Annotated in this window: 12 protein-coding genes; 6 read left to right on the forward strand and 6 right to left on the reverse strand. The window is 38.6% G+C overall.

Annotation, left to right across the window (positions count from 1 at the left end; translation table 11 throughout):
* Positions 1-80 precede the first annotated feature (80 nt).
* Complete coding sequence (locus J500_RS01945) at positions 81-647, forward strand: FxsA family protein (RefSeq protein WP_004997605.1); 567 nt, start codon at positions 81-83, stop codon at positions 645-647.
* A gap of 77 nt (positions 648-724) precedes the next feature.
* Here J500_RS01945 and J500_RS01950 read toward each other — a convergent pair whose 3' ends face one another.
* Positions 725-2,116, reverse strand: coding sequence for an LLM class flavin-dependent oxidoreductase (locus tag J500_RS01950; protein ID WP_004997607.1), 1,392 nt, complete (start codon positions 2,114-2,116; stop codon positions 725-727).
* Positions 2,117-2,247: 131 nt separating this feature from the next.
* Entirely contained in the window at positions 2,248-2,442 is a 195-nt protein-coding gene (locus tag J500_RS01955; RefSeq protein ID WP_004997608.1) for a hypothetical protein, read from the reverse strand.
* 246 nt (positions 2,443-2,688) lie between these two features.
* On the opposite strand from J500_RS01955, the gene J500_RS01960 reads away from it, so the two are divergent.
* Complete coding sequence (locus J500_RS01960) at positions 2,689-2,937, forward strand: hypothetical protein (RefSeq protein ID WP_004997617.1); 249 nt, start codon at positions 2,689-2,691, stop codon at positions 2,935-2,937.
* A gap of 110 nt (positions 2,938-3,047) precedes the next feature.
* On the opposite strand, the gene metK is transcribed toward J500_RS01960, so the two are convergent.
* Positions 3,048-4,214, reverse strand: coding sequence for a methionine adenosyltransferase (metK, locus tag J500_RS01965; protein WP_004997619.1), 1,167 nt, complete (start codon positions 4,212-4,214; stop codon positions 3,048-3,050).
* Between the two features lie 795 nt (positions 4,215-5,009).
* Here metK and tkt point away from each other — a divergent pair.
* Positions 5,010-6,998, forward strand: coding sequence for a transketolase (tkt, locus tag J500_RS01970; protein ID WP_004997623.1), 1,989 nt, complete (start codon positions 5,010-5,012; stop codon positions 6,996-6,998).
* A gap of 124 nt (positions 6,999-7,122) precedes the next feature.
* A complete protein-coding gene (locus J500_RS01975) occupies positions 7,123-7,407 on the forward strand; it encodes a hypothetical protein (protein WP_004989184.1) in 285 nt (94 codons plus the stop codon).
* Between the two features lie 154 nt (positions 7,408-7,561).
* Here J500_RS01975 and J500_RS01980 read toward each other — a convergent pair whose 3' ends face one another.
* Positions 7,562-7,972, reverse strand: a complete 411-nt coding sequence (locus J500_RS01980) for an OsmC family protein (RefSeq protein WP_034697895.1) — start codon at positions 7,970-7,972, stop codon at positions 7,562-7,564.
* 302 nt (positions 7,973-8,274) lie between these two features.
* On the opposite strand from J500_RS01980, the gene J500_RS01985 reads away from it, so the two are divergent.
* Positions 8,275-8,856, forward strand: coding sequence for a YceI family protein (locus J500_RS01985; protein ID WP_004989182.1), 582 nt, complete (start codon positions 8,275-8,277; stop codon positions 8,854-8,856).
* Positions 8,857-8,977: 121 nt separating this feature from the next.
* Entirely contained in the window at positions 8,978-9,385 is a 408-nt protein-coding gene (locus J500_RS01990; protein ID WP_004997626.1) for a GFA family protein, read from the forward strand.
* Positions 9,386-9,408: 23 nt separating this feature from the next.
* On the opposite strand, the gene J500_RS01995 is transcribed toward J500_RS01990, so the two are convergent.
* Together J500_RS01995 and J500_RS02000 are read right to left on the reverse strand one after the other, a co-directional pair.
* Positions 9,409-10,125, reverse strand: coding sequence for a glutamine amidotransferase (locus J500_RS01995; protein WP_004997627.1), 717 nt, complete (start codon positions 10,123-10,125; stop codon positions 9,409-9,411).
* A 277-nt stretch (positions 10,126-10,402) separates the two neighbouring features.
* The gene (locus tag J500_RS02000) at positions 10,403-11,914 is read right to left on the reverse strand and encodes an aldehyde dehydrogenase family protein (RefSeq protein WP_004997628.1); all 1,512 of its coding nucleotides are present in this window, start codon (positions 11,912-11,914) and stop codon (positions 10,403-10,405) included.
* Between the last annotated feature and the right edge of the window lie 56 nt (positions 11,915-11,970).

Below are 11,970 nucleotides of genomic sequence, written 5' to 3' on the forward strand. Positions count from 1 at the left end.
GCATTAAAAAATCTTGATTCAATTGAGATCAGTGTTTAATACTGCTGCAAACATTTATTTTTGAGATAGATACGTTTTACATGAATTTATTATTGATTGTTGTTTTTGGCGCGATTCTCGAAATTGCTGTATGGATTGGTATTGCCCAATTTGTGAGCGGTTGGTATGTTTTTTTCTGGTTTATTATCGCGTTCTTTATCGGGCTAAACATGTTGCGTTCCAGTACTTCTGGGATTATGCCACAGTTGCAGCAAATGCAAATGACAGGACAACTTGGAACAGATCCCGCAGTGAGCAAAAAACTTGCCATGGCAATGGCTGGTTTTCTGCTGATGTTACCGGGAATTATCTCTGATATTTTAGCTGTTTTGATTTTGATTCCTGCTGTACAGAAAGCTTTCCAAAATGCCCTAATGAAAACTATGGCAAAACGCCAACAAGCCATGATGGATAAAATGATGGGCGGTATGATGGGAAGTGCTGGTGGTCAAGCGGGACAAAATCCTTTCGCCGATATGATGCGTCAAATGCAGGATATGCAAAATCAGCAGTCAGGCGGTCAGTATCGTGATTCAAGCGTAATCGATGGGGAAGCGCGTGAAGTGACACCAGAAGTGAAGAAAATCGAACACAAAGACAAAGATTAAAATAAGTTTGATGTGAAACGATTATATGCAAAAGCCGAATCATGTGATTCGGCTTTTTTGTGGCTTAAATGCCGATTCTAAACTGCTGCCCTGAAAGGTGATAGATTGGTTTTGCGATAAGCTGCTCCACGATGCCAGTCTGGTAAATGAGCATTATTATGAAATAACTTTTCTCTTAATGTGCCTTCACTGTACTGCTTTGGATAAACTCCGCGTTTTTGCAATTCTGGCACGATAAAATCAACCACGTCCTGAAAACTTTGATGCGCTAAAATATAGGCGAGATTAAAACCATCAACATCGGTATCTTCAACCCATTGCTGTAATTCATCAGCTACAGTTTGAGCAGAACCGACTAAAACTGGTCCATTACCACCGACGCCAATCCAATTGGCAATTTCTTCTATGGTCCAGATACGGTTTGGATCTGCATTGACATAAGAATCAAGCAGTGATTGAATTGCATCTGTCTGGATATATTCAACTTTATCTTTAGATTGATACTGAGAAAAATCAACACCCGACCAGCCTGACAACAAAGTTAAAGCACCATCGTAGCTTGCATAGGACTGATATTCTCTAAATTTGTGTTGAGCTTTCTCATCAGTTTCATCGGTGACAATCGAAAGTAGCGCATAAATTTTTGCTGAATAAGGATCACGACCATTTTCAACCAATTTGTGGCGAATACTTTGAACAATACTTTTAGTCGCTACTTTGGATGGCGCAGCTATGAAAATACATTCTGCATTTTGACTGGCAAATGTCTGTCCGCGTCCTGAAGCACCCGCTTGATATAAAACGGGTGTGCGTTGAGGCGAGGGTTCACAAATATGAATACCAGGAACCTCAAAATATTTGCCTTTGTGCTGAATCGGATGCACTTTTTTAAAATCTGCAAAGACTCCCGATTTTTTATCTGCAACAACGGCATCATTTTCCCAAGAGCCTTCCCAAAGTTTGTATAAGACTTCCAGATATTCATCTGCAATATCATATCGTTCATCATGACTGACTTGATTGGATAGACCTAAATTTTTGGAACCACTTGCCAGATATGAAGTCACGATATTCCAGCCGACACGTCCTTTACTTAAATGATCCAGCGTACTCATGCGTCGTGCAAAAGGATAAGGGTGTTCGAATGAAATGGAAGTGGTGACTCCAAAGCCCAAATGTTTGGTTACCGCTGCCATTGCAGGTACAACTTGCAGTGGATCATTGACAGGAACTTGTACCGCACCTGTTAGAGCATGTTCTGCACTTTGCTGATAAATGTCATAGATTCCTAATACATCCGCCAGAAACACACCATCAAAAATACCTTTTTCCAGAATTTTTGCTAAATCTGTCCAATATTCCAGCTCTTTATATTCACGGGAACGATCTTGGGGATGCCGCCATAAACCTGGTGATTGGTGGGCAATACAATTCATCTCAAAAGCATTAAATCGTATTTGTTTTGACATGGTTAGACTCAAGCTTGTACAAAGTGATTAACAGCTTAAATCAAAGTTAAAGGGTGCTTTATATGGATTAGTTCAGAGCTTGTATGATTGTTTTTTAATAATAAAAAAAGATGTATTAAGAGGAAAAATAACTATTGATCTGTGTCTGGATTTTTCTGCGTTTCAGATGGCGTGTCAATTGTGGATTCAACATGGCTTGACTCGGCTTTTACACTAGGCTGATATTTATTTGAAGCCAGAGTGGTTTTTTCGTTTTCGGATTCTTTATATTTCCGACTACGATTAGCCCGTTCACGAAAACCACCTTTATTAATCAATTGGGTCATAATGATCAACTTCTGAGGGATTATTAATAAATTTTAACAATTTTTTTGTGGATAATTCTATTTTTTATGTAATCTTATAAGTGGTATTTTATGTATATTGTTGATAATTAATAAATTTATTATTTTTGAGTTTCGTTGAAATCCTGTTCTGTTTCACATAGTATAAAAATATAAGGCCTAAAATGATTTAGCTGTCGCTGAACAGAATAGAAAAACAAGTTTAGAGGTCTGCGGGAGGGTTTAACTATGCTATACCAATATAACTGTGCATGTTGTAATAAGGTTGTTGCATCTACAGATAAAGAATGTCCTTATTGTGGTTCACAACACATTCGCAGCCCATACGGGTGGTGGATATTTTGTATTGTGGGGTGTTTCGCTGTTGTGATGGTATTTAAATCAGTGCAGTTTTATATTCAGACACATGAAACTGATACGCCAGAACAAAAGTCGATACTGGATGTTTTAAATTCTAATGATAAAAAAAACAATTAACAGTCCAGTATTTAGGGAACTATACTAATTTTTTTAGATTAACTATTTCGATCGGTTCTAATAAAAACAAGCCCGCAAATGCGGGCTTGTTTAAAATATAGAGCGAGTCTTTATAGACCAGCAGCATCCTTAAGAACGTCAACTTTATCTGTCTTTTCCCAAGTAAATGCATGATCTGTGCCTTCACGGCCAAAGTGACCATAAGCAGCAGTTTGCTTATACATCGGTTGTAACAAATTCAACATACGCGTAATACCAAATGGGCGTAGATCAAAATGTTCACGTACTAAAGCAATAATCAGCTCATCATCGACTTTTGCAGTATTAAAGGTATTGATTGAAATTGAAGTAGGTTCCGCAACACCAATAGCATAACTTACCTGAATTTCACACTTATCTGCTAAGCCTGCTGCAACGATATTCTTTGCCACGTAACGACCTGCATAAGCAGCAGAGCGGTCAACTTTTGATGGATCTTTACCAGAGAACGCACCGCCACCATGACTTGCCATACCGCCGTAAGTATCCACAATAATTTTACGGCCTGTAAGTCCACAATCCCCAACTGGACCGCCAATCACAAACATACCTGTAGGATTAATATGGAATTTGGTACCTGCATGGAACATGTCTGCTGGAATCACAGGTTTGACAATTTCTTCAATCACAGCTTCTTTAAGCTGAGTTTGAGAAATTTCAGGATCATGTTGAGTCGAAAGAACCACTGCATCCAGACGTACAGGTCGACCATTTTCATAAGCAAAAGTCACCTGACTTTTTGCATCTGGACGTAACCATGGCAACACACCTGAACGACGTAATTCAGCCTGACGTTCCATTAAACGATGCGCATAGGAAATAGGCGCTGGCATAAGTACATCAGTTTCACGGCTGGCATAGCCAAACATCAGACCCTGATCACCTGCACCTTGATCTTCAGGCTTTTGGCGGTCTACACCTTGCGCAATTTCAGGAGACTGTTTACCAATCATGTTGATCACAGCACAGGTTGAACCGTCAAAGCCAAGATCAGAATGATGGTAGCCAATGCCATTTACGGTTTGACGTACAATGGCTTCGAAATCTACATTGGCTGTTGTAGTGATTTCACCAGCAAGAACCACAGCGCCTGTTTTTACTAATGTTTCACAAGCAACCCGTGCGTATGGGTCTTCTCTTAAGATCGCATCCAGAATCGCATCACTAATTTGGTCAGCCATTTTATCTGGATGGCCTTCGCTTACAGATTCCGAAGTAAAAACAGCATACTCGCGCATGAAAGTCCTATCACAGTAATTTTTAAAGACATAATATGTTACATCGACTTGCCCTTTAGGACTAGCTTAACCTGACTAAATTGCGTGAATTTATTTCATTTTTGCCTTGTTTTATCTGATATGTGTATGAGTAAAACTTATATAGGCTAGATAAAATGATCAGTTGTGATTGATTCTGGACAGTGCTTTAAAATTTAGTTTCTGATTTTTAAGATAGTTTTTGTTTTGATTCAAAAAAATTATCAGTTTACTCGTTATTTCTAGCTTCGAAGACAAAGAGTTTACTATTTTTTAACGAATAAATTTCTTTCGTATGTCTCTTTTATTTCTCGCTATGGGAGAAAAGTAAAGAGGGCTTATACAATGATGAAAGAAGTCTAGTTACTCATCTAAGCTTTTAGTTGAATGTGATTCATTCTTTTTTTGAATAGTTGATTAAAATTCTTTTTTTTAAAATTTATGATCTTTCTAGAAATTTAATATAGAAAATGAGCGATTTTCAATCATTTTGACAAGGTTTTAAATAAACTTAATTCTTTGATTTTATTTTATTTATACTGGAATTTGGTGGATTTAAAAATAATCTATTTCGAATGCGCCTAAAAAATACAAAAATGAAAACCTGTGTATCGCTACAAGATTCACCACAATTCAATCAAAATGACTATTTAAAAGTACGGAAAATCACGACATAGGCTTTACCCGTGCCTGTTTTTTTAAGACAATATAGCCTGTTTTTGAATCTCGATTCATGCACATCTTTTATATTCTATCGATTTATTTGGACGCTGACCTATGACGACCCCTTTAAACGAACGTCGTATTGCAAACGCAATTCGTGTATTGGCTATGGATGCTGTACAACAGGCAAACTCAGGCCATCCTGGTGCGCCAATGGGTATGGCAGACATTGCAGACGTCGTTTGGCGCGAGTTTTTAAACCATAATCCAGCCAATCCTCAATGGGCGAACCGCGACCGTTTTGTATTGTCAAATGGTCATGGTTCAATGTTGCAATATGCATTGCTTCATTTAACGGGCTACGATGTTTCAATTGAGGATATCAAGCAATTTCGTCAATTACACTCTAAAACGCCAGGCCATCCAGAATTAGGTTATGCACCAGGTATTGAAACTACAACAGGTCCTTTAGGTCAGGGGATTGCCAATGCTGTAGGTTTTGCCTTAGCTGAAAAAACGCTTGCTGCACAATTTAACAAAGCTGATTTAACTGTAGTTGATCATTTTACTTATTGTTTCCTTGGTGATGGTTGCTTAATGGAAGGTGTTTCCCATGAAGCGTGTTCACTGGCAGGAACTTTGGGTCTGGGTAAGTTGATTGCTTACTATGATGACAATGGTATTTCGATTGATGGTGAAGTAGAAGGCTGGTTCAGTGATGATACAGAACAACGCTTCAAATCTTATGGCTGGCAAGTGTTACGTGTTGATGGTCATAATTCAGACGCGATTCGCCAAGCAACGATTGAAGCGCAAGCTGAAACGTCTAAACCAACCATTATTATCTGCAAAACAATTATTGGTTTAGGTTCTCCAAATAAACAAGGTAAAGAAGATAGTCATGGTGCGCCACTCGGTGCAGATGAAATCAAGCTTACTCGTGAAGTGTTAGGTTGGGAAGATGAAGCTTTCGTCATTCCAACTGACATTTATGAGCATTGGGATGCCAAAGCCAAAGGCCAACAAGTTGAATCAGCTTGGGATAAAGTTTTTGCAGCGTATCAAGAAAAATATCCAACTGAAGCAGCTGAACTTTTGCGCCGTATTTCTGGTGATTTACCTGCTGATTTTGCGGCTCAAGCAGATGCCTTTATTGCACAAACCAATGCCAAAGCTGAAACTATTGCAACTCGTAAAGCCAGCCAAAATACTTTACAGGCATTTGGGCCGTTATTACCTGAATTATTGGGCGGTTCTGCTGACCTTGCAGGTTCAAACCTGACGTTGTGGAAAGGTTGTGTGGGTGTTCAGGACAATCCAGCAGGGAACTATGTACATTATGGTGTCCGTGAATTTGGTATGACTGCGATTGCCAATGGTGTTGCCTTGCATGGTGGATTTATCCCTTATGTTGCAACGTTCTTGATGTTTATGGAATATGCACGTAATGCAGTGCGTATGTCTGCACTGATGAAGCAGCGTGTGATCCATGTCTATACCCATGACTCGATTGGTCTGGGTGAAGATGGCCCAACCCATCAACCTGTAGAGCAAATTGCTTCATTGCGTTCTACTCCAAATCTAAATACATGGCGTCCTGCGGATACCGTTGAAACGGCAATTGCATGGAAATCTGCTTTAGAGCGTAAAGATGGTCCATCTGCATTGATCTTGTCTCGTCAAAATCTGGCATTCCAAACCCGTAGTGATGAGCAAATCCAAAATGCTGCAAAAGGTGGCTATGTATTGGCTCAGGAAAAAGGTGAACTTAAAGCGATTATTATTGCAACAGGTTCAGAGGTCGAACTGGCAATGAATGCTTATGCTCAACTTGAGGGTGTACGTGTAGTTTCAATGCCATGTGCAGAAGAATTTATGAAGCAAGATGCGGCTTACCGTGAAGCTGTACTTCCTTCTAACATCCGTGCACGTGTGGCTGTAGAAGCAGCACATGTGGATTACTGGTGGAAATTTGTCGGTTTAGATGGCAAAGTGATTGGCATGACCACTTATGGTGAATCTGCACCTGCTAAAGATCTATTTAAATTCTTTGGTATTACAACCGAGGCTGTAGTCGAAGCTGTGCAGTCTTTAACGGCCTAAAAATAAACTTTAGCGAAACTTAAAGTTTGTAATCCCAGTCAATCAAAAGCTTGGCTGGGATTTTTTTTGATTCAATGTTTCTATGATATATTTTTGAATAGTGTGGTTTTAATTGGAGATCGGCATGAAATTTTCATTTGTGGATTTAAATGGACACACGGTTACAGGTGACTGCGAGTTTATAGATCATCCTGCGCAGTCTATCTCTCATGCCTTAGCCGCAGATATTAAAAACTCGACTGCACTTGATGGCGTGTTAGGAGAATTTAGTTTTTATCAAAAAAGTCATACGAAAAATGAGAGTGAAGTATCCAGATTTGCTGTTGATAACGAAAATAATGTCTTTCATAGTGATAAACTGCCTGATTTCGTTCAAATCGGAAGTCATTGGAAAAGTGATAACTCGTGATCAAGAAAAGCATGATCAAGAAAAGCTAGGTTAAGAGAATTATTGAACTTTTTTGTCTTTTAACCTGAGCTTTCTCAGCAACCGTTGAGCTTGATCTCAGTATTGCTGAGCACCGATAAAACTTGTGTATTCAGATAAGTGCATCAATGCAAAATCAAAAAGTCATTTCAGTCTGAATTGAAATATTTGAAGTCAACAATTTATGTACAGGACAACTTTCAGCAACTTTTAATAAACGTTTGTGCTGATCTTCTGTGAAGTTTCCTGTCAGTTTAATGTTACGTTCAATTTGATTAGAGTCAGAAGAAACGCTTTCTCCTTGAGGATTTAAAATCAAATCGACCTGTACATGTTCAAGTTGTATTTGTTTATGGTCTGCATACATTTGCAAAGTCACGGTCGTGCATGCACCTAAGGCAGAAAGAAGCAGCAAAATAGGATTAGGTGCAGAATTTTGTCCACCTTTTTCTTCAGGTTCATCGACGTACCAGACATGTCCAGAGGGATCGGTCAGCGTCACTCGATAAGGTGTTTGGGTACTTTGAGCTTGCGCAGTGTATGACATGTAATAACCTAAGTTGATTAATAAAGTAGTATCTTTAGCATAAATCATATCGAGCTTGTTGTTTTTTTGTATGTTGACAAGCAGACTTAAAAGCATTTTTTTAATTTTATCTAAATAATATAGTATTTAATTCAGTAATATTTAAAAATATAAGCTTTATTTCAGATGAATATGATGATTTGTTAAGATAAATTAACTAAATCAAGATTGTTGCATGCTTGCAACAATTCGTCTTATAAATAACAGTGTATTAAAATCAGCAATGTATAAACTAATAACAATCCACTCAGTAGGAAATAATCATGCGTTTAAAAACATTATCACTTGGCTTGGCGGTTGCAGTTGCGAGTACATTAACTTTAGCTGCGCCAGTAGATTATAAAATTGATCCGACTCACACTGCGACTGTATTTTCATGGAACCACTTTGGTTTTTCTACACCAAGTGCGAACTTTAGCGATATTCAAGGTGTGATTAAAGTTGACAATGCAAAACCTGCAAACTCTTCTGTAGAAGTAACGATTCCCGTCAGTAGCGTTAATACAAACGTAACTGCGTTGGATAAAGAGTTTCAGGAAGAAGGCTGGTTCAATGCCGCTAAATATCCAAACATCACTTTTAAAAGTACTAAAGTTGAAACCAAAGACAAAAAACATTTCAAAATTACAGGTAACTTAACCGTTAAAGGGATTACTAAACCTGTCGTTTTGGACGCTGTGTTGAATAAGCAAGGCGAACATCCAATGGCAAAAGTCCCTGCAATTGGTTTCAATGCAACCACTTCATTTAATCGTTCTGAATTTGGTATCGGAAACTATGTACCAAATGTTGGTGATAAAATTACTGTAAACATTACGACTGAAGCAGAAGCTGCCAAGAAATAAAAGTTTACAGTTTGAGCAAGCCCATCATGAATAAAAACACATGATGGGCTTTTTATTGTGTAGCATAATAATCAATTCTAAAAAAATGAAAACCAATTAAACATCAATAAAAGGAAACAACATGTTCGGTCAATGTTTGTGTGGATCAGTGCAATTTGAGACAAATATTCATCCAGAGCAAATCACAGTTTGTCATTGTTCTATGTGTCGAAAATGGGGAGGTGGGCCATATTTGACTCTGGAAGTGACAGATCATTTGAAAGTGACGGGTGAAAAATCAATTGGAAAATATGCATCATCAGAATGGGCTGCGCGTTATTTCTGTAAAGAATGTGGCACCAATTTATATTACAAACTCAATGAGCGAGAATACTACAGCTTAAATGCACAATTGTTTGAGTTACCTGAACAAGCAAAAATTCATCTGGAAATTTATGTAGATCATAAACCTACGTATTATCCATTTTTATCTTCAGCCAAGCAGATGACTGAACAAGATGTGATTGAGTTATTTTCTTCGGAAAATTAAAAGAAGGTCAAAAAGACCTTCTTTTAGCTTAATAGTTGATTTTGTTTTAAAAATTGTTTAATCACATGATATGCCGCATGTTCAAGGTGTTGAGCATGCAGTGAATTTTCCTCACGTAACTGAGGAATTGAGAACTTACCCTGACGCAATTCACATGTATGACCAATCAGCCAACGTTCAAACATATCTTCAGCCACTTCGATATGAAACTGTAAAGCCAGTACATGCTGATCGATTGAAAATGCCTGATGTGGATAAAGGGGCGAGCTAGCAAGAAGAGTAGCATGTTCTGGTAAATCAAAGGTATCCCCATGCCAGTGTAAAACTGAGACACCTTCAAGCGGTTCTAAAATATTATGCTCAGTCGGCTTAATCTCAAGTTCACCCCAACCAATTTCTTTTTGGTGACCTGCATATACTTTGGCATCCAAAGCTCTTGCAATGAGCTGCGCACCCAGACAAATCCCTAAAGTTGGTTTTTTACTGGCAAGCCGTTGTTGGAGTAAGCGAATTTCATCTGTTAAAAAAGGGTAGTCTTCTTCCTCATAAACGCCAATTGGCCCACCCAAAATCACGGTAAGACCTTCATAATTTAGCGCGGGAGTTAAATCATCAATACCTGCCTCGAAATAGCGAATACGAAAACCTAACTGATAAAAAATATCTTCCAGCGAACCCAAGTCTTCAAAAGCAAGGTGCTGAATAGCGTAAATCGTTTTGGAAAAAGTATGATGCGTCATAAGGATCTAAACAGCGTGTGAGTATTGTTTTACATTAAGCCAAATCATATAAAAAGAAAACAGTACGATCAGCAGCGCTTAAAAGAAAATACGGCTAGATTTAGGTTCGATGAAGAATAAAACGGCAATTCAAATTATTTTTGAAAATAAAGAGGTGACTCAATCACCTCTTTATTGAATAGACTTCTTTTATAAATCCCTCTTTTATTTATCCTTATGGGAAAAATAAAGAGGGATTAAATAATAATGAAAGAAGTCTAAGGCCTAAAAATTGGTTTTAGAAAAAGCCCATCGGTTTGGTTGAATAACTGACCAATAAGTTTTTAGTTTGTTGATAATGATCCAGCATCATTTTGTGGTTTTCACGACCAATACCTGATTGTTTATAACCACCAAATGCAGCATGCGCAGGATAAATGTGATAACAGTTGGTCCAGACACGACCTGCTTCAATCGCACGACCTGCACGATAAGAGGTATGCGCTGAGCGAGACCAGACACCTGCACCTAAACCATACACGGTATCATTGGCAATGCGCATCGCATCATCAAAGTCTTTAAATGTAGTGACCGACAAGACAGGTCCGAAAATTTCTTCCTGAAAAATTTTCATACTATTATTGCCTTTGAAAATAGTTGGTTCAATATAAAAACCACCATCCACATCATGACGCGCATCACCGCCTGTTAGCAGTTGCGCACCTTCATTTCGACCATTATCGATACAACCAATAATTTTGTCGAACTGTTGCTTGGATGCCTGCGCACCAATCATGGTGTCAGTGTCTAATGGATGACCCGTTTTGATTTTTTTAACACGTTCAACTGCCATTTCAAGAAAACGATCGGCAATGCTTTCCTGAACCAGTGCGCGAGAAGGACAAGTGCAAACTTCACCCTGATTCAGAGCAAACATGGCAAAACCTTCTAAGGTTTTTTCAAGGAAGTCATCATCTTTGTCCAAAATATCTTCAAAGAAAATATTCGGTGATTTGCCACCAAGCTCAAGTGTGACTGGAATAATATTCTCAGTTGCATATTGCATGATTTGTTGCCCGACTTTGGTTGAACCCGTAAAGGCAATCTTTGCAATACGTGGATTCGTCGCCAATGGACGACCAACTTCTACGCCATAACCATTGACAATATTCAGTACACCTGCTGGTAAAAGATCTTGGATCAGTTCAACCAGTACCAAAATACTAACAGGCGTTTGTTCAGCCGGTTTTAGTACAATACAGTTACCCGCAGCTAAAGCAGGTGCAAGTTTCCACGCGGCCATTAAAATGGGGAAATTCCACGGAATGATTTGACCAACGACACCTAAAGGTTCATGAAAATGGTAGGCGATGGTATCTTCATCAATCTCTGAAATGCCGCCTTCCTGAGCACGGATACAGCCTGCAAAATAACGGAAATGATCAATCGCCAATGGAATATCCGCTGCCAGTGTTTCACGTACAGGCTTACCATTGTCCCATGTTTCAGCAACCGCTAACATTTCCAGATTTGCTTCAAGACGATCAGCAATTTTTAACAATAAATTAGAACGCGTCGTAGGTGAAGCTTTGTTCCATTGTGCTTTAGCTTTGTGGGCTGCATCTAATGCTAACTCGATATCTTCCACGCTTGAACGCGGAATTTTTGTAAATACTTTGCCATCGACAGGAGAGATATTTTCAAAGTATTCTCCTTTTACAGGGGCAACCCATTGCCCACCAATAAAGTTTTCATATTGAGATTTAAATTGAACCTTAGAACCAGGTTGATTAGGATCGATGTAACGCATATAAATATTCCTTTGCTTATCATTGATATACATATCAAATTTGAAGCTTATACAGC

It is taken from the genome of Acinetobacter sp. 479375, from assembly GCF_000581715.1.
Taxonomy (GTDB): domain Bacteria; phylum Pseudomonadota; class Gammaproteobacteria; order Pseudomonadales; family Moraxellaceae; genus Acinetobacter; species Acinetobacter ursingii.